The 19,482-nt window shown below is 45.5% G+C and carries 11 protein-coding genes, 1 riboswitch and 1 other annotated feature; of the genes, 9 read left to right on the forward strand and 2 right to left on the reverse strand.

The genetic code is table 11. The features are described from left to right. Positions 1 to 240: 240 nt before the first annotated feature. The 5 genes from DEALDRAFT_RS13525 (at position 241) to DEALDRAFT_RS13545 (ending at position 9,702) form a co-directional block, all read left to right on the forward strand. Positions 241 to 1,212, forward strand: coding sequence for a DUF3231 family protein (locus tag DEALDRAFT_RS13525; RefSeq protein WP_008518435.1), 972 nt, complete (start codon positions 241 to 243; stop codon positions 1,210 to 1,212). A 292-nt stretch (positions 1,213 to 1,504) separates the two neighbouring features. Continuing rightward, positions 1,505 to 4,438, forward strand: coding sequence for a chemotaxis protein CheB (locus DEALDRAFT_RS13530; protein WP_008518436.1), 2,934 nt, complete (start codon positions 1,505 to 1,507; stop codon positions 4,436 to 4,438). 26 nt (positions 4,439 to 4,464) lie between these two features. Continuing rightward, positions 4,465 to 6,669: a PAS domain-containing hybrid sensor histidine kinase/response regulator gene (locus tag DEALDRAFT_RS13535; RefSeq protein WP_008518437.1), complete on the forward strand. Its 2,205-nt coding sequence runs from the start codon at positions 4,465 to 4,467 to the stop codon at positions 6,667 to 6,669. 140 nt (positions 6,670 to 6,809) lie between these two features. Next, complete coding sequence (locus tag DEALDRAFT_RS13540) at positions 6,810 to 7,790, forward strand: DUF3231 family protein (RefSeq protein WP_008518438.1); 981 nt, start codon at positions 6,810 to 6,812, stop codon at positions 7,788 to 7,790. A 242-nt stretch (positions 7,791 to 8,032) separates the two neighbouring features. Next, positions 8,033 to 8,278 (forward strand) — a binding site (T-box leader). Positions 8,279 to 8,325: 47 nt separating this feature from the next. Then, positions 8,326 to 9,702, forward strand: coding sequence for a TrpB-like pyridoxal phosphate-dependent enzyme (locus DEALDRAFT_RS13545; RefSeq protein WP_008518440.1), 1,377 nt, complete (start codon positions 8,326 to 8,328; stop codon positions 9,700 to 9,702). A 58-nt stretch (positions 9,703 to 9,760) separates the two neighbouring features. Here DEALDRAFT_RS13545 and DEALDRAFT_RS13550 read toward each other — a convergent pair whose 3' ends face one another. Further along, positions 9,761 to 10,222: a CBS domain-containing protein gene (locus DEALDRAFT_RS13550; protein WP_008518441.1), complete on the reverse strand. Its 462-nt coding sequence runs from the start codon at positions 10,220 to 10,222 to the stop codon at positions 9,761 to 9,763. Further along, complete coding sequence (locus tag DEALDRAFT_RS13555) at positions 10,194 to 11,429, reverse strand: cation:proton antiporter domain-containing protein (RefSeq protein WP_008518442.1); 1,236 nt, start codon at positions 11,427 to 11,429, stop codon at positions 10,194 to 10,196. Before DEALDRAFT_RS13555 ends, DEALDRAFT_RS13550 begins: the two co-directional genes overlap by 29 nt. Positions 11,430 to 11,472: 43 nt before the next feature. Further along, positions 11,473 to 11,544: riboswitch (Fluoride riboswitch) on the reverse strand. Between the two features lie 106 nt (positions 11,545 to 11,650). Between DEALDRAFT_RS13555 and DEALDRAFT_RS13560 the strand changes: the two genes are divergently transcribed. The 4 genes from DEALDRAFT_RS13560 to DEALDRAFT_RS13575 all read left to right on the forward strand — a co-directional run bounded on the left by DEALDRAFT_RS13560 (position 11,651) and on the right by DEALDRAFT_RS13575 (position 19,310). Then, complete coding sequence (locus tag DEALDRAFT_RS13560) at positions 11,651 to 13,420, forward strand: dynamin family protein (RefSeq protein WP_008518443.1); 1,770 nt, start codon at positions 11,651 to 11,653, stop codon at positions 13,418 to 13,420. A 141-nt stretch (positions 13,421 to 13,561) separates the two neighbouring features. Continuing rightward, the gene (locus DEALDRAFT_RS13565; protein WP_008518444.1) at positions 13,562 to 16,930 is read left to right on the forward strand and encodes an MMPL family transporter; all 3,369 of its coding nucleotides are present in this window, start codon (positions 13,562 to 13,564) and stop codon (positions 16,928 to 16,930) included. A gap of 183 nt (positions 16,931 to 17,113) precedes the next feature. Then, the gene (locus tag DEALDRAFT_RS13570; RefSeq protein WP_008518445.1) at positions 17,114 to 18,370 is read left to right on the forward strand and encodes an SAM-dependent methyltransferase; all 1,257 of its coding nucleotides are present in this window, start codon (positions 17,114 to 17,116) and stop codon (positions 18,368 to 18,370) included. 418 nt (positions 18,371 to 18,788) lie between these two features. Continuing rightward, on the forward strand, positions 18,789 to 19,310 hold the full coding sequence (locus DEALDRAFT_RS13575; RefSeq protein WP_008518447.1) for a gamma carbonic anhydrase family protein: 522 nt from the start codon (positions 18,789 to 18,791) through the stop codon (positions 19,308 to 19,310). Positions 19,311 to 19,482: the final 172 nt, after the last annotated feature.

Here is a 19,482-nt window from a genome sequence, read left to right on the forward strand (position 1 = left end):
AGCTGCGCTACGCCCCGACGCAAAGATTATCGTAACATAACGCCGAGGTATTGCAAGACTTGCGATGAAATAAGGACTCGTGGGATTATCAGATACCACTGGATGCGGTTACAATTCCGTCTAAACCTCTATAACTGGCCTGCGTAACATGAATGCACTATAAAAAATTATTGCATGTAATGAATTATTTTCAATCAACGTGTAAAGATAACTGTAAGACTCTGGCGTAGGTGGTATTGTATGCCCATATCTATTTTTAAAAAAGGCGATAAAGAAAAAATCGATATACAGGAAGTATTTAACATCTGGAATGTTCTAAGAGCAAGATATTACAGCATGGAAACCGTAAAGTTTTTCATGAACTTTGTCCATGACCGTGAATTCGACTTGGTTTTAAACCGCTTGTTAAATCATTATGAGACACAGGCACTCATTCTGGAACAGGAAGGAAAAAAATTCAAGATAGAGGTCCCTAAGAGGCCTCCGTACAAAATAAAAACATCAGCGCAGGTTGATGTGATTACGGACAGCTATATATTTCGTAATATATACAACGGTGTCGTGTCGCAGTTATTTTCCCTGATGACTGCATATCGTTCAACCACAACAAATGATCACTTGAGAGGCATTCTTAAAGATGACCTGATACAGCATCTAAAAGATTTCGAGATACTCTATAAATACGGAAAACTAAAAGGATGGCAGGAAGATCCCCCCGCTTTTAAGTCTATGAAACCCGTGGGTAATGAGCCTTTGTCCACAACGGAGGCATTTCATCTTTGGGACAACATAAGTCAGAGATATCAACAATCACAACTCACAGACTTTTTTCTCGGCTTTGCGCATGACAAAGATTTCAGGGCTGTTTTAATGCTTGGCAAGAAAACATTAGATAAGCAGGCAAGGAAACTGGAAGAGGAGGCTGTTAAATTTGAAATAGCCTTACCCGAGCGGCCCCCTTCTCATGTATCGGTTCCCATGGATCCGGAACCAATGCAGGACAGGTATATGTTTAATAGAATATTTACAGGTATTCAGGAAGCAGTCGATTTGCATATCCGCGCTACGATTGAAGCCATCAGAAATGACTCATTACGTCACATGATGATGAACTTTTGGCTGGATGAAATAAAGATATATGAAGCGGTGCTTAAATATGGAAAGATGAAAGGGTGGGTGACCACCCCGCCGCTTTACAACGAACCACAGTAATGATGCAGATAGAAAACAGCTTGTGTATCGCTTTGGGTGACAACGTAAGATTATGTAATCAAGACAGACAGGCTCTGTCTATTTTTTTTTGTCTTCTGCTGTCTGGCAGTCATTATTATAGCAATTTTAAATTTTAGTTTATGCGTTCAAGGCAGCAGTGCTAATATGTTAAATTTATATCTCCCAGAGAATATGGCAGGAGAATGAAAGTTTTGGGAGAAAGTTGTCCGTATATGGAAAATTTTTCACTATCTTGTAATCTACGCAGAGAATGGTAAACGGAGGAGTTTAAATGTTTTCCAAAAAGCAATCCGGCACGAGGGAAGAAACTCAGCTGAGTCATAAAGATTCTGATAACCATGGGGAAGCCGTACATATGGATGGCTTCCCCATTGTCGCCATTGGTGCTTCGGCCGGAGGGCTGGAGGCGCTGGAAACGTTTTTTTTCAACCTGCCTGAAGATACGGGAATAGCAATGTCTTTTATTGTGGTTCAGCACATGCCGCCCGACTACAAAAGCATTTTGTCCGAACTGCTTAAACAGTATACAAATTTGCAGGTTCATGAAGCTGAAGACGGTATGGCAGTTGCACCCAATTCTGTTTATGTTATCCCTGCCAACACGGAGTTAACCATACGGGGGGGCAGGTTGTATCTTAGCGAGCCGGGCAGGCCCCGGGGCTTGTGCCTGTTTGTCGACATTCTGTTTCGTTCCCTGGCTCAGGAGCAAAAGGAGCGGTCTGTTTGTATCGTCCTTTCCGGCGCCGGTACCGATGGAACTCTGGGATTGAAAGCCGTCAAGGATGAGGGTGGGATGGCCATGGCCCAAGACCCCGATACAGCGGCGTATAAAAGTATGCCGCGCAATGCCATCGAATCCGGCCTTGTGGACTATGTACTGTCGCCGGATGAGATGCCGGAGTATTTAATTGCTTATATTCAACACTCTTTCGGCAAGGGCAAAAAGCTGGCGAGACTCCTTTCACGTAATGACACCGACTCGCTGCAACAGATATTAACCCTGATCCATGCCCATACAGGGCATGACTTCTCCGGTTATAAGCAAAGCACCATAGTGCGGCGGATTGAACGGCGTCTGGCCGTCAATCTGATTGAGAACCAGGATGATTATCTCTCTTACCTGGAGCAAAATCCCATGGAGGTGGAGGCACTCTTTAGAGAGCTACTGGTGGGAGTCACCCGTTTTTTTCGCGACCCGGAAGCTTATGCTGCACTTACGGAAAAAGTTCTCCCCCGCCTTTTTGAAAATAAAAGGCCGGGTGATTCCATACGTATTTGGGTGCCTGCCTGTTCTACCGGAGAGGAAGCTTATTCACTTGCCATCCTGCTCCAGGAATACCTGCAGGGAATGAAAAAACATTACAAAGTCCAGATATTTGCCACCGATATCGACAGTGGTGCCATAGAATATGCGCGTACCGGTCTCTATCCCGAAGGTATTGCGGCTGATGTTTCGCCGGAACGTCTGAAACGCTTTTTTACCTGGGATCCGGGCTCTAACACATACCAGGTCGGGAAGACTATTCGCAGCATGCTGGTATTTGCCGAGCAAAACGCAACCGGGGATCCGCCGTTTTCCAGGCTGGATATGATTAGCTGTCGCAACCTTCTGATTTATATGGATAATGAACTGCAGAAAAAAGTACTGCACCTGTTTCACTATGCTCTTAATCACAGCGGTTTTCTCTTTCTTGGAACATCCGAAACCATCAGTGAGTTTGGGGACTTTTTCGAGACCGTAGACCGGAAATGGCGGTTGTATCAAAGTAAGGGGATTATGGCACTACACTCGGTGCCGAAAAATTTTCTTTCGCCCCTGATTAAAAAGTGCTCACAGAACAAGGCCATCCTCAAAGACGGTAAGAGCAGCTTCAGGGAACTGGTTGAAAATGCATTATTGCAGCAATTTTCTCCTCCCAGCGTGGTCACCGACACAAACGGGGATATCCTCTACATTCACGGACGCACGGGCAAGTACCTCGAGCCAGCGCAGGGAGAAGGCAGTCTGAACATTTTAAAAATGGCACGTGAAGGGTTAAAGCTGGAGCTAAACGCTGCTATCCGTAAAGTTGTGGTGCAAAAAGAGCCCATTCATATCCCGGGACTACAAGTTATGGGGAACGGAGAAAACACCAGAGTGAATGTAACGGTAAGCCCGGTGTTTGAGGGTATTTCCGCCTTATCATCTCTGATTATGGTTGTATTTCAGGAAGTAGTGCTTCCTGAAATATGTGACAAGTGGAAAGAGGTAGCGGCCACGGGTGAAACTGTCGCAGACGAGCGGGTCTTTGCCCTGGAGAGGGAGCTTCGAAATAAGGAGGAATATCTTCAGACCGTCATAGAGGAGTTGGAGACTTCAAACGAAGAACTGCAGTCCACCAACGAGGAGTTTCAGTCCGTAAATGAAGAGTTGGAAACATCAAAGGAAGAACTGCAGTCGCTCAACGAGGAACTGATGATTGTCAACGCAGAGCTCCAGAAAAAGATCGACGAGCTATCGTGCTCCAACAACGATATGAATAACATGCTGGCCGGCACAGGCGTCGGCACGGTCTTTGTGGACCACGAGCTGAGAATAAAGCGGTTTACTCCTGTTGCCACCCAGTTGATTAATCTGATACATGCCGACCTAGGCCGCCCCATAACCCATATTGTATCTAACATAATGAACTATCATAATCTGGGTGAAGACGTGCAGGAAGTCTTGGACACCCTGAGGCCCAAGGAGGTACAAGTCCGGACCAAGTCCGAAAAGTGGTACCTGATGCGCATTCTGCCATATCGTACTTCGCAAAACGCAATCGAAGGCGCGGTAATTAATTTTATTGATTTCACGGAACAAAAAATGTTTCAGAGGATGAACCGCTTGGCCGTCGTCGTTCGTGACTCCAACGATGCGGTAACAATGCAGGATTTTGAGGGGCGGATTCTGGCCTGGAATCCGGGAGCGGAAAAAATCTACGGCTGGAGCGAGCAAGAGGCGCTGTCGATGAATATCAGGGACACGATTCCGGAAAGTGAACGAGAAAACGCACTGAAAATAATTAAGCAGCTGGCCGAAAATAAGCGCCTGGAGCCGTTCCAGGCGCGTCGCATTACCCGAGATGGACACGTTGTGGAAGTATGTATGACGGCCACAGTACTTTTGAATGAGAAAGGAGAACGTTATGCTGTTGCGACCACTGAACGGCTGGCCGGTGAATAAAATAAAACTGGAACGGATGAGTAATTTTGCCTAAAAATGATGACCATAAAAAATTTCATGATTTGCGCAGGCAAGCCGAGGAAGAGATAAAGGGGAACTTTCGTGAGATTCCCGATACCCTGGAGGCCCTGCCGCCTGAAGAGTCACGGAGGCTGCTCCACCAACTGCGGGTTTATCAGGTGGAGCTTGAGATGCAGAATGAGGAACTGCGCCGGGCACAATTGGAACTTGAAGCTTCGCGCGGACTGTATTTCGACCTCTACAACCTGGCTCCTTTTGGATATGTAATCATGGATGAGTGGAGCGTTATTCGGGATGCCAATATTACGTTTGCCCGGATGGTCGACACGGAAAGAAGCCAATTGACCGGTGAACCGTTTACCCGCTTCATCGACAGAGAAGACCAGGATACCTACTACCTAAAGCGAAAACAGCTTTGGAAAACAAAAAAACAGGAAGCCTGTGAGCTGAGGCTTGTTAAAAAAGGCGGTTCCTGCTTCTGGATACGTCTGGAAATGACCGTTGTGAACGGTCATGACAGGAGTGCACCGGTATGTCGCGCGGTTATCATGGACATCACGCAACTAAAGCAGGCGGAAGAAATTCAAAAAAATGCCCACACTGTACTAGAGCACATGGTTCGCGAAAGAACGTCTGAGCTTGAAAAAGCCAATCAAAAACTGCAGGTTGAAATCGAGCAACGTAACAAAGCAGAAGCTGCACTGCAGAAAAGTGAAGAGCATTTTCGCAAAATGGTGGAACTTATGCCTGTAGCAATCTTTGCTCATACTGAAGATAGTATTATCTTTGCCAATACCGCAGCAACGGAGCTGTTAAAAGCCGCAGATACTCAGGATCTTCTGGGAAAAGCTCTGGTGGAATTTTTACATGCAGATGATCAGGTGCAGTTTGAACAATTATTAAAATGCGTCTTGCATGAAAGAGTTGAAAAAAAAACATTCAGCGCAAAGTTTGTCTCAGTGGCAGGAGCAGATATTGATATAGAGCTGTCACTAATACCTTTTGCTCATCAAAACGTACCGGCTGTCCAGGTTACAGCTTATAATATCACTGAACGCAAACAAATAGAGGAAGAAATCATCAAAGCCGAAAAACTTGAATCCATCAGTATCCTTGCCGGCGGCATTGCCCACGATTTTAACAACATATTGACAATTATACTGGGGTACCTTTCCGTCGTCAGGAAACCTTTCAATGCAGGTAAGAGTATAGAGACTTACTCTCATCTCAAAGAAATAGAAAAAGCAACCATCCAGGCAATAGGCCTGACAAAACAGCTGCTGACCTTTGCCAAAGGCGGAGCACCTGTAAAAAGTGCCGCATCAATCGAGGAGCTGATTGAAGAAACTGTAATGTTTACGTCGTCTGGTTCCAATGTCAGATGCCAGTTCGCGTTCGCGGATGATCTCATGCCTGTTGAGGTGGATCGCGGACAAATCAGCCAAGTCTTAAACAACCTCATTATAAATGCTGTGCAAGCGATGCCCGGAGGTGGAACTATATTTATCTCCGTGGAGAATATAGCAGTTGATAAAACGAGTAGCCTGCCTCTGCAGGAAGGTAATTATATACAGATATCTGTCCGTGACGAAGGCGAAGGAATCCCAGAGGAAGTACGCAGGCAGATCTTTACTCCCTTTTTTTCAACAAAGTCAACAGGAACAGGATTAGGCCTGACAACCAGTTATTCTATTATCAAGCAGCACGGGGGGCATATTACTGTGGATTCCCAGGTGGGAGCCGGAGCAACGTTTGCTTTCTACTTGCCGGCTTCTGGGGGTATTATGCTAAAAGAGTCAAACCTCAGCAGGCAGCTTAAAACAGGCAGCGGACGAGTGCTGGTAATGGACGATGAAGAAGCGATTCTGAGGCTGGCCGCTGAAATGTTACCCTTACTTGGTTACGACGCTGAATTCGCCCGCCATGGCAATGAGGCTATCGCACTTTATGCCAAAGCATTTAGATCAACAGAACCTTTTGCCGCGGTGATTCTTGATTTGACAATCCGTGGTGCTATGGGCGGTAAGGATACAGTGAAAAAACTTCTGGAGCTAGACCCGGAAGTAAAGGCCATTGTATCAAGCGGCTATTCAAATGATGCGGTTCTGTCCGATTACCGTGCTTATGGTTTTAAGGGTATGGTCAGCAAGCCGTATCAGTTGGAAGAGCTGGCTGATGTATTGCACCAGGTTATCTTAGGAACGGTTTAATCAAAGGTTTTAAGTTGTCTTAAAAGTTTAAGCACCCTCTGTGGAGGCGCTGTTTTTCCCAAAAAAGTGGATTGATTACGAATTATATTAAGTTTATTTTGGGAAAATAGCTGAAACAAACGTTATTGGGGGATTAAATCATGTTAGGGCTTTTAGGGCAAAAAAAACAACCGACTCAGGTGGATTTCCAAGAGGCATATAATCTGTGGGACGCGCTTTCTTCCCGTTATGATACAATTCAACAAGTTCAAATCTGGCAGAACTTTGTCCACGATCCCGATTTTCACCTTTTGTTAAAAAACTCGCTAATGAAAGTAATGGATGAGCAGGCTAAGAAGATTGAAGAATTAATGGATAACTACCAGCTTGCCCTACCCAAAAGACCACCTAAAAGTGTCCGTACCCCAGCGAATACTGAAGCATATGAAGACAGGTTTATCGCAGGCAGTATCATATCTATGGTCCAGGAAAATGTAACACAACAATTGCGGTTTATTCGTACGTCTTTGACGAACGACTCATTAAGAAGCGTGTTTACTAATTTCCTCAGGGAAGAAATTGAGCTGTACGACAAAGCTTTAAAGTATGTAAAGGTTAAGGGTTGGCTTGGACTTCCTCCCATGTATAAGCAGGTGCCACCGGAAAACAAGGAGTATCTTGACGCAGGAGAAGCATCTCATATTTGGGACCACCTGAGTTCCAGGTATGACTCTATAGATAAAACGCAAAAATACCATAACTTTGCCCATGATGTTGATTTTAAAGCGATGCTTCTGCTGGGTCTGCAAAAAACACTGGAAAAGCAGGTTAACATCCTTGAAAAAGAATGTAACCACTTTGGAATTTCATTGCCTTTAAGGCCTCCAAAGAGTGTAAACATGACTGAAGGCATGGAACTGTTCGAAGATGAATCAATGTATCGTGATGTTTTTACCGGAATGCAATTTATGATAGAGCTACATGCAACAGCAATAAAACAATGTACTACAAACGATAGAATAAGAAAGATTTATATCAAATTTATAGAGGAAGAGCTATCAACATTAAATGTATGGGTAAAATATGGGAAAGTAAAGGGTTGGCTAAGACCCGTACCAATGTATAAGGTCGGTAATAACTGATTATGAATTAGTTTGTGTAAATTTATACCTTTGGAGCTTGTTTTGTGCTCCGGCTCCCAAAACAATAACCCGGCAAACAGGAAATGGCCGCTTCCTATATGGTCGCCCTCGAGGAAACGTATTGCAGTAAATTGGCAGTTTTATAGCACAAAAAGGGTTTCCGGCGAGATTGACTCCAGGAAACCCTTTATACAAATCTCTTGACAAAGGTTCAAATGAACTGTAAGATAATAGGAAATAGACTTAAACTATTGAATGAGGGTAGTAACTATAAGTTGCTTTATCTTCAGAGAGCCGCAGGTGCTGGAATTGCGGTGGTAAAGTTTATAGTGAATGGGCTCATGAAGGCGATGCAGAAATTCTTGTGATGAGTATGCTAGCCGGGAATTCCACCCGTTATCAATGGAACATGTATGATCGTACATGAAGCGAGAGGCATTTTATGCAATTTGGGTGGTACCGCAGAGACTAGAGTCTTTGTCCCTTACTATAAGGACAAAGACTTTTTTATTTAAAAAGAAAGGACTGACTGACTATGACAAAGATACCTTACAAGATTTATTTAAGCGAAGATGAGATGCCCGGAAATTGGTATAACTTAAAAGCTGTGATGAAGGAGCTTCCCACTCCCTTTATTCATCCGGGTACACTAAAGCCCTGTACCGCAGATGATCTCAGACCGGTATTCTGCTGTGATTTGGTGGATCAGGAACTTAATACAACGGACAAGTACATTGAAATTCCGGAGGGAATCAGAGATTTCTATAAAATGTTTCGTCCCTCACCTCTGGTCCGTGCCTATTGTCTGGAAAAATTGTTGGATACCCCGGCTGAAATTTACTATAAGTTTGAGGGCAATAACACCTCCGGTTCGCATAAGCTTAACTCGGCAGCGGCACAAGTCTATTATGCCAAGCAGCAGGGACTTACATCGCTAACCACAGAAACCGGTGCGGGTCAATGGGGTACTGCCCTTTCAATGGCTTGCGCCTATTACGACATGGCGTTAACCGTGTATATGGTTAAGATCTCATCACAACAGAAACCGTACCGGAAGGCTGTCATGGAAACCTATGGCGCACAAGTGGTGCCCTCCCCATCCAACACCACCGAAGCAGGAAAAAAGATTCTGGCAGACAACGCTGAAACAGGCGGTTCACTGGGCTGTGCCATCTCAGAAGCGCTGGAAGTTGCGGCTAAGAGCGACAACTGCCGCTACGTGCTTGGTAGCGTTCTGGATCATGTTCTTTTGCATCAGTCCGTAATCGGCCAGGAAACAAAGACTGCCTGCGAGAAGTACGATATTAACCCGGACATTATCATTGGCTGCGCCGGAGGCGGTTCTAATTTAGGGGGCTTGATTGCTCCATTTATGGGAGACAACATTGACGGGAAAAATAACATTAAGTTCATTGCCGTAGAACCCGCATCCTGCCCGTCCATGACCAGAGGCAAATACGCCTTAGACTTTGGTGATACCGGACAAACCACACCGCTTATCAGAATGTACACCTTAGGCTCTGGCTTTATGCCGGCACCAAACCATGCTGGTGGGCTTAGATACCATGGCATGAGCCCCATTGTTTCTAAATTGTATCATGATGGTTATATGGAAGCCCGTTCTGTGGAGCAGACCAAGGTTTTTGATGCGGCAACTACGTTTGCCCGCTGCGAGGGCATTCTGCCGGCTCCTGAATCTGCACATGCCTTAAGAGTTGCTATGGACGAGGCGCTCAAGTGTAAGGAAACCGGAGAGAAGAAGACGATACTGTTTGGCCTCACTGGGACAGGCTACTTCGATCTGGGTGCTTATATGAGCTACAACGAAGGCTCAATTGTAGACTACATTCCCACAGATGAGGATCTTGAAAAAGGTTTCGCCTCTTTGCCGGACGTAGACGTAGACCTGTAAATACCAGAACAAAAAAGGTTTCCGGCAAGATTTATTTGCCGGAAACCTTTTTATTGGTCTATGTGTCTGGGCTAAGTTTTGCCATGGCGAGAATTGCATCCCGCCGGGTAACGATTCCCAGTAACTTTTGTTTGCGTACAACCGGGATGCGGTTAATGTTGTGTTCCACCATAAGACGGGTTATTTCTGCCAAGGTGGTATCTTCCTTTACTGTTACTACTTTCTTGGTCATAAAATCTTTAACCGGCATATTTAGTGAGCGTATAACATCAGCACTGAATTGCTCCGGCTGCGCTTCATTAAGCATTGCTTCCAGCAGTTGAATGTAGTCCGGCATGTGTGTTTTTCGTTTCAGGCGGATAACATCTGACTCACTTACGATACCCATTAGGTTGCCGGTTTCATCTATCACCGGTATGCCGCTGATGTTTTGTTCCACCATAAGTTTAATAACTTCCCGTAGGGTTTTATCTTCTGCAATTGTTACCAGGTCAGTTGTCATTATTTCTTTGGCTTTCAACCTTCCATTCCCCCCCTTCAGTTAGTTCGCACTGATTCAAGAGCCGGGGAGCCAACCGTTTAATGGCAATGGCTCCTAAAGGTGCTGTAATAATGATGGAAAGAACGGCAATGGCCAGAATTATTTCTCCGCCGGGTATGCCTGCGGCAAGGGGTACTCCGCCGATGGCCGCCTGGACGGTGGCTTTGGGCAGATAGGCTGCGGCGCAGAATTTTCGTTCATTCCAGGACAGCCCGGAGCGCCAGGTGGCAACTAATACTCCAATGGAGCGGGCGGTTAGGCCCAGGGCAATCATCATTATTCCCAGTGCCCCGGCCTGCCAGGCTACCTGGATATTGACGGCGGCCCCGATAAGTATAAAAAGGAAAAGCTGCGCGCCTAACCAGAGATGATTCAGACTTTCTTCCAATTGGGAGATATAATCATGACCGTTGCCTTTTTCAAGGAGGATAAATCCCAGGCCCATTACCGCCAGCAAGCCGGCCAGGGAGACTGCTTCGCCAATTAAAGTGACAACAATTCCCGAACCTGTTACCAGCAGTAATTGTTCTATGCGATGGAGGGTGAACCTGTTAAATAACAGGACAAGAAGATAGCCTATGATAAGCCCAAGCAATACCCCTCCCACAATTTCAACCGGTATCATGGCAAAGCTGATAAGTGGTGTTGCTTCTGTAGCTGTGCCGCCGGCCAGGCCTAAAAACACGGTGAACACGGTGATGGCAAAAACGTCGTCGATGGAGGCTCCCGCCAGGATTAATATAGGGACGTTTTTATCCATGCCTAAGCCTCTGTCCCGCAAATCCAGCATGGACGGGACAACAACGGCGGGGGAAACGGCGGCGATGATAAAGCCCAGCACGCCTGCCTGCGCCCAGCTAAAGTCCAGAAAGATGCGGGATAATATCATAATGGTTGTGCCTTCAAAGATGCCGGGGATGGCACTCATTTTTATAGCTGAAGAACCTATTCGCGTTAAGATTTGCCGGTCAAGGCCCAGTCCGGCCCTCAGCAAGATAATTATCAGGGCCAGGAGACGAATTTCGGTGGAAAGGGCGAGAATGTCCTGTTCCAGCAAGTTAAGCACAAAGGGGCCGGTCAGTATCCCCACCAAAACCAAGCCAACCAGGCCCGGCAGTTTAAATTTTTCAAAGAGCTTTTTGGCTCCAAGCCCTAAAAAAAAGATTATTAACAGACTGTTTAACAAGATGCACCCCTCCCGGAGAAAATAAAAAACTCCTGCCAAAATATACATGGCAGGAGCTATTAGCACATTGTGCGGTTTGGGCAATGCCCCGGCGAGCTCCATCGCCTTAATTAAAATTATATAGCAGAAAACACAGTCAGTCAATTTTTTCTGAATTTTGTACGGCCGGGAAAATTGGGGCATTATAATTCAATGTATAGTTAGTGACAGGAGTGTTGTTGATGGAGTGGGATCAGCAGTTTGACTTAGCTGGACTTATCAAACAGGCCAAAATGATATTGGAATCCCATCAGGAATTTGCTGCAGAGGCGGGCCGGCTTGAGGAGCTTTGGGGGCGTTTGGCGAATGAACGCTTTCACCTGGCAGTGTTAGGCCAGTTTAAACGGGGAAAGAGTACCTTTATCAATGCCTTGCTGGGGACAGATTTGCTGCCAACTTCGGTTGTCCCGCTGACGGCTATTCCCACGTTTTTACTCTGGAGTCCGCAAATAGGTGTTACAGTTCATTATCAAAATGATAAAACAAGTGATACGCAGCGTAATTTGTCCAAGGAAGCGTTAAAGGATACACTTGCCCGGATTGTTACAGAAGAAGGAAATCCGCATAATGAAAAAGGAATCTCTTATGTGGAAATATTGTATCCGTCTTCATTTTTAAACAATGGGGTTGTGCTCATTGATACTCCGGGTATCGGTTCAACTCACCAGCATAATACGGAAATGACATTGGATTTTTTGGCTCAGTGTGATGCGGCTTTGTTTGTGGTTTCTGCAGACCCCCCTATAACTGAGGTTGAAGTGGAATTTTTAAAACAGGTTGAAAAGGCAGTTGCCCGGATTTTCTTCATTGTAAATAAAGCAGACTATCTGGATAAGCAGGAGAAAAAAACCTATCTGTCCTTTTTGGAAAAGGTGTTAAAGGAACAGGCCGGGTTTAATGAAGTAAAGGCAATCTTTGCTGTGTCTGCGCTACAGGGTCTGGAGGCTGCTGTAAAACAGGATGACGATTTGCTGGCTAAGAGCGGGTTAAAGGAAGTGCAGGCATTTCTGCTTGATTTTATAAACAAAGAGAAGAAGGATGTGCTGCAGCAAGCGCTAAGAGGGAAGGCTTCAGCCATAATAGCCGAGGCACTAATGCGGTTGCAGTTGCTGCTAAATTCAATGCAGATGCCCCTTTCTCAGCTGGAACAAAATCTGGAGACGTTTGCAGATAAGATAGAAGAGGCCAAACAGCAAAGAGTGGTTGCAAAAGATCTGCTGGCCGGGGACCGCAAGCGCCTGGTGGATTATCTGGAAGAGCAGTCAGAAGAGCTGCGGGGTAAAGCAAATGAACATTTTTCCGCCATGGTAGACGAGTTTCTGGCAAGGTCAGGAGATAATTTCAACGAGCAGGATTTAGTTGCAAAAATAACAGACGAAATTCCCCTCTTTTTTGAAAAGGAGCTTAGAGCCAAGGCTGAAGAGTTTCAAAAGAAGGTGGCGGAGGTTTTGGGGCGGCATCAGCAAAGAGCCGATAAATTAATTGGTGAGATGAGTAAAGCTGCGGCGGAGCTTTTTGACGTACCCTATCTTGCTCCCGAAAGCGCAGATGCTTTCCTGGCTAAAAAGGAACCGTACTGGGTAACACATAAACTGGATGCAGCATTAAGCCCACTGCCAAAGGCTATGCTGGGCAGACTTTTACCCTCCGGCATGCAGCGTTCCATGACATCGAAGCGCTATAAAGAAAAAATCCGGGAACTGGTTGTCAATAATGTGGAAAATCTACGGTGGGCAACCCTGCAAAACCTGGACCATGCTTTTCGTACTTTTGCCTCTGTTTTAGATGAACGCCTGCAGTCCACCATAGTTTCTACATACGGAGCCATGGAGACGGTCAGGGAAAAGCGCGTTAATCATTCCCGTTCACTAACACCGGAGATAGAGAATATGCAGAACTTAAAGAACGAAATGGATGAAATACAACAAAAAATTGGTTGCTGCGGAAGATAAAGAGGTTACGGTAAAATTGTTTTGCCGGAAGCCTCCTTTTTTATATTGTGTTCATAAATCCGCTTCCCTCTGATGCAGGACAGGCTCAGCAAAAGGCGAAGTTTTATTTATAAATGTCAAATATGGGGCAGGTCAAGCATAGTGAAAAATTCTCGGGTTAGCATTTATATATTGGCAATTATCTGGGTGGTTGTTTCCGGAGTGCTGTTTTGGTTGGCGCCGGATATGAACAGGCTCGTTAGAGAACATACATTCTTTGAAATACCTGAGGACTATCCCACAAAAATAGCAGAAAACATTTTGGAAGATAATGCAGAATTAGTGGGCCAAGAGATTGTTATTGTTTATCAAAGTGAAGATAACATCAACAACTATCTGGATGATATCGAAGAAACTTTGCAGCGGCTGGAGTCTGAAACAGAAGAAATCAACGTGCATAATCTGATTCTTCCTACCGACGGGGAAGCGATGGAAGATGTCTTGGTGGATGAATCGGAAAATATTACACTTGCTATTCTGGAATTAGAGATGGACCGGGCTGAGATATCGTTTGTCAGGGATGAACTGGAAAAAAGTGCGGAAGTAGAAGGGTTGACCCATTACATTACCGGCAATGCCATAATCCAGGATGATGTGCTCCGAACCACCGAAAGGAGCCTGAGAACCATTGAGGGGTTTACGGTAGCGCTGATATTTGTGGTTCTTTTGTTCATCTTTCGCTCACCTGTGGCACCCCTGGTGAACCTCTTGACTTTAGGAGCTTCATATTTGTTAAGTGTTTCTGTGGTAGCTTTACTGATTGAGCATGCCGGTTTCCCTGTCTCGCAGTTTACACAGATTTTTATCCTGACAATTATCTTTGAGATAGGGACAGACTACAGTGTCTTGTTAATGAAAAGATATCAGGAGGAGTTGAAGAAGGACCCGGATGGGCGAAGTTCAATGGTGAGAACATACAAAACCACCGCTTCCACTGTTTTGTACAGCGCCGTTACCGGCTGCATCGGCTTTTTTGCCATTGGACTGGCGGGTTTTAATTTATACCGTTCGGCAGTAAATGTGGGCATTGCTATAATTATTCTTATCATGGCAATTTGGGTATGGCCGCCTCTGATGATGAGTATTCTTGGTGAAAAAATGTTTTGGCCTGCTAAATTAAAAAAGCAAAAAGTTGACAATGCATTCTGGGAGAAGCTGGGCAGGTGGGCAACATGGCGCCCGGGGATCACTCTGTTGTTAATACTCCTTTTGACTGTTCCTTTGCTTTTGACTTACGATAATCAGCGATCGTTTGACTCTTTATTAGAGATAGATCAAGACTATGATTCAGTTAAAGCTTTTCGCATCATTGAAGATGTCTTTGGCCAGGGAGAATTTTTTTACCCTACCTTACTGGTGGAAGCCAGTCAGAGCGACTGGGATGATCCTCAGATTATCTCCCATCTTGAGCTTTTGGCAGGGAACCTGACAAGGATAGACGATGTCCACACCGTTCGTGCCGTTACAAGGCCGCAGGGAGATAGGTTGGAGGACTTTACTATCCCCCACCTGGCCCGTGATATAGCCGGCAACCTGGATGAAGGGTTGTCCGACATGGGGGAAATGGAAGACGGCATAAGAGTAATGCTTGGGGAAATATCGGCTGCAGAGGCCGGATTAAAAGAAGGTCAGGCAGCACTGTATCAGCTGGTTACGGGAACACGGGAAGCGGCAAAAGGGGCCGGCGACCTGTCAGCCGGAATTCGGCAAAGCCGCCACGGGATAAATGAAATACTGGCGGCTATAGAGGAAGCTGAAAAGCAGGTGGAAGCATATTATGCCGATGTACAGGATCTGAAAAAGAAGCTTACTAACCTTATCCCTGAGCTGGAGGAAAAAATCGGCGAACTTTTTTTGCCGCTGGAAGAAAAAATTGAAACAGTATTAGCAGAGATTGAAGACTTTAAAGATCATTTCCAGGAGCTATTGGAAAACCTCCCTGAGATGGAAGGAGGAGAAACTTTAGAAAAAGCTCTGGAAATAAAGATGGACATGCTATCTGCTATTCTTGCCGGAATTGAGTATAAAGAAGAAACAGTTGAGGCCATAAAAATCCGGATTGTTGAAATCGTGCCCGAAAAGGAAGAAGGAATTAAGGATGCTTTTGTGCCGCTTGAAAATAAGCTGGCAGCATTAGGGGAGCGCTTTGAACAGGTAGAAGAAATATTGGCAGAGATTTATGAAGGTGTGCAGAGCATTCAAGATATGGAAGCAGTTAGACAAAAGTTATCTGCGGCCAAGGACAGCATTAAAGATAAAGATTACTATGCCGGTCTTGAGGAGATCGTAGCGCAGTTAAGTAACTTTGCTGCGGCTCTGGAGGATAATATCGAGCAGGCATTTCTACCTGTGGAGAGGGAATTTGCAGCCATGCTCTCAGATGTCAGGCAGTTGAAACACGGCTTGGAAGAAGTTTCACTGGGGCTGCATGAACTGGAGAGAGGTGCTGCAACACTAAGTACAGAGCTTGATTCAATGGCCAGAGGTCAGTCCATGTTATTGGAACAGCTACAGCAAATGGAAGAGGGGTTGCGCGCTTTATCGGCCGGAATGGAAGATATTCTCGCCGGCTTCGGTGAATTAAAAACCGGGTTGTCGGATCTGCAAAATATTTTTGAAGAAATTGGCAATCAGGACAAGAATCCTCTGGAAGGTTTTTTTGTTCCTTTAGAAACGTATGAAGAATTGTTTGGCGATTTATGGGAAGGGTACGGGACGGCAAATAAAAGAGTAGCTTTTTTGCCGGTGATAAGCGACGTAAACCCTTATGGCGACAGAGCCATGGAAATTGTCTCTGAGATAGAGGACGTGACCGCGTTTACTTTGACAAATACGGCATTTGAAGAGGAGCGCTTTGCGGTCAGGGGCCTGCCTGCTCATAACAGGGATTTACGGGACTTATCCCACAATGATTTTGTGCGCACAGGTACTTTTATTACAATTGGCATTTTTGCTGTTTTGGTTATTCTTTTTAAATCAATGGTGATGCCCCTTTATACTTTGATTTCTTTAGGGGTTGCCTATCTGGCTTCCGGAGCGTTAACAGAGCTGATCTTTATCAACTTACTGGGCTATCCCGGAATTATGTGGTCCGTTCCCTTTTTTGCTTTTGCCATGCTCATGGCTTTGGGTGTGGATTACTCAATATTTCTGATAAACCGCTTCCGGGAGGAAATTGAAAAAGAAAAGGGTGATCTGGACAAAGAATCTGTAAAAAGAGCTATGATTTCTGCAATGAAAAGGGTGGGCAGTCCCATTCTGTCGGCCACAATTATTGTGGCCTCCACTTTCGGAGCAATGATGTTTTCCGGCGTATTGTCTCTGCTGCAGATAGGTACCTGGATTATTACCGGGCTGATATTCTACGTTGTCTTTTTGCTGCCGCTATTTATCCCGGCCATGGCCACAATACTGGTGCAAAATAACTGGTGGCCGTTTAATTTAACTAACCGCCAGTCCTCAAAAAAGTAAACTAAATCAAGGTTTTACGGATGCCTCTTGCTCCTTTTGGAGCGGAGGTATCTTTGTAGTATGAGCGAGTATCGTTAACTATTTATTAGTAAAATCAAATATTCAGTATATTACAATAAAATTAGCAGGCCCTCAAACGGAAAGCCGGACAGGATTACGCAAATAAGTTTTGGAGGTGTTGATATGAGTACCGGCGCTATTAAAGAGAAGATTGAGCAGGGTCAGGCACAGCTGCAGAAATCCTGCTATCAAATGGTTTTCTCCAGGATGAAGGGGATACCGTTTGAGGTGAAATATTGGGATGGGAGCATAGAGTTCTATGGTGATGAAACAAGCCGGACTGCAAACCCTGCATTCCGCCTGATTTTCCGGGAGGAGCTGCCTTTGCAGGAGATGCTGGCAGACCCCAAAGTCCGCTTTGGGGAAGCTTATATGCAGGGAAAAATTGATGTTGAGGGTGATTTAAGGGACGTTTTCCGGCTGGCAGTTGATAATGAAGAGGCTTTTTCCGAAGACCTGCACGCGCTGCTGAAGGGTTTTTTGGACAGGCAGAAACAGACATCAAAAGATGCTCAAGTTGAAGGAGTCCGATACCATTACGATTTGGGGAATGACTTTTTCAGACTCTGGCTAGACGATACCATGAGTTATTCCTGTGCCTATTTTCGCTCACCTGAGGATACCCTGCACCAGGCACAGCTGCAAAAAATAGATCATACCCTCAGTAAGCTGAATTTAAAGGAGGGCGAGAAGCTACTAGATATAGGCAGCGGCTGGGGCTGGCTGATAATTCGGGCAGCAAAACAGTATGGTGTTAAAGCAATGGGTGTTACCCTCAGTGAGGAGCAACTAAAGGAGACTCAGCGTAGAATTGATTCAGAGGGGCTTAATGATAAAGTGTCTGTCAGGCTGGTAGACTACCGCGAATTAGCAAAAGAGAAACAAACCTTTGACAAGGTTGTCAGCGTAGGGATGTTTGAGCACGTGGGCAAGGAAAACATTCCTGAATATTTTAAAGCCATTAAATCCATGCTCAAGCCAGGGGGACTGTCCTTGCTACACACCATCACCCGCCCCCGTGAAGGAGCCACAAATCCCTGGCTGGAGAAATATATCTTTCCCTGGGGATACATTCCTTCGTTCAGAGAGGTTGCCTGGGAGCTGCCTGAACATGGCTTTCATCTGTTGGATGCGGAAAGCCTGCGCATGCATTATGCAATGACTACAGACTGCTGGGCAAGGAATTATGAGCGGGTCACCGACAGTGTCAAAGAACGGTATGGAGAGGAGTTTGTGCGGATGTGGCGGTTATATCTGACCGGCTGTAGTGTGTCCTTTGAGCGTACAGGGCTTGATATCCACCAGCTCTTGTTCTCCAACGGGCTAAATAACAAAATGCCGTTAACACGGGAATACTTATATGGTGGACAAGCAGGCTGATAGAGCCTGCTTGTCCGGCCTTGTTACGTTACGAACGTAACGATAAAAGTTATTAAATTAACTTGTCAGAATTTATTGACAATTCGCTTGCAAATACATATAATATAATTACTTAACCAAAAATGCCCGACGATGGGGGTTGTCGGCTGACAACTAAGAAGGATTATTGAAGAAAGGGGTGTGCATATGGGTCCACTGGCTTATGTCGTTTTATTTTCCGTTTTTCTAGGATTTTCGTGGCTGGTTCGCTACATTGTTTCCAAGGATACAACTGAGAGAGTCGACAGAAAAGTGGCCGAGGAGAAAGCAGGTTTTTGCACTTGGCCCCGTGAAATAGCTGAAGAATAAAAGTAAAATCCTCCGGAAGCGGAGGATTTTTTCTGTTTATCTGGAAATATAAGCGGTAGGAGGTGGTCTTATGATCTATAAATACCTGGACTATGAGCCTAAAGTGGCAGAAGATGTGTTTCTTGCGCCCGGGGTACATATTATCGGCCGAGTGGAAATAAAAGAAGGCAGCAGCATCTGGTTTAATACTGTGGTGCGGGGAGATATAAATGAAATTAAAATCGGGCGCTTCACCAATATCCAGGATAATTCCATGATTCATGTAGACGGTGCCTACCCAACGGTGATCGGTGATCATGTGCTGGTGGGCCATAAGGCCATTTTGCATGGCTGTACCGTGGGAGACGGTGCACTGATCGGCATGGGTGCCACGCTTTTAGACGGGGCCAAGGTGGGAGAGAATGCCCTGGTTGGAGCAGGGGCGCTGGTGCGGGAAGGCGGTGAGATACCTGCCGGCACTTTGGCTGTGGGTTCTCCGGCCAAAGTGGTGAGAGAACTAAAGCCGGAGGAGATTGACCGCATACGACGGGTCACAGAAATCTATGCCCAGCGAGCCCAGGAGTATCGTAAAACACTTAAAGAAATACGCTAGCAGCCTGTTTTAGGCTGTTTTCTCTTTGTGCGGGTTTTGTTTTTGTCGAAATACGCGATGATGTTAAGGTCTTGTTAATGTAAATGAGCAGGAATATTTGGCTAATCCGCGAATAGAAGAATATTGGGAATGCGACTTTGCGTGTGCGCAAAGGGAGAAAAGGGGTGAAGCT

This window comes from Dethiobacter alkaliphilus AHT 1, from assembly GCF_000174415.1.
Taxonomy (GTDB): domain Bacteria; phylum Bacillota; class Dethiobacteria; order Dethiobacterales; family Dethiobacteraceae; genus Dethiobacter; species Dethiobacter alkaliphilus.

Excerpts from the sequence above, each read along its gene's own strand:
- DEALDRAFT_RS13525 (WP_008518435.1), top strand. The coding sequence starts at position 241 with ATGCCCATATCTATTTTTAAAAAAGGCGATAAAGAAAAAATCGATATA.
- DEALDRAFT_RS13530 (WP_008518436.1), top strand. The coding sequence starts at position 1,505 with ATGTTTTCCAAAAAGCAATCCGGCACGAGGGAAGAAACTCAGCTGAGT.
- DEALDRAFT_RS13540 (WP_008518438.1), top strand. The coding sequence starts at position 6,810 with ATGTTAGGGCTTTTAGGGCAAAAAAAACAACCGACTCAGGTGGATTTC.
- DEALDRAFT_RS13545 (WP_008518440.1), top strand. The coding sequence starts at position 8,326 with ATGACAAAGATACCTTACAAGATTTATTTAAGCGAAGATGAGATGCCC.
- DEALDRAFT_RS13560 (WP_008518443.1), top strand. The coding sequence starts at position 11,651 with ATGGAGTGGGATCAGCAGTTTGACTTAGCTGGACTTATCAAACAGGCC.
- DEALDRAFT_RS13570 (WP_008518445.1), top strand. The coding sequence starts at position 17,114 with ATGAGTACCGGCGCTATTAAAGAGAAGATTGAGCAGGGTCAGGCACAG.
- DEALDRAFT_RS13575 (WP_008518447.1), top strand. The coding sequence starts at position 18,789 with ATGATCTATAAATACCTGGACTATGAGCCTAAAGTGGCAGAAGATGTG.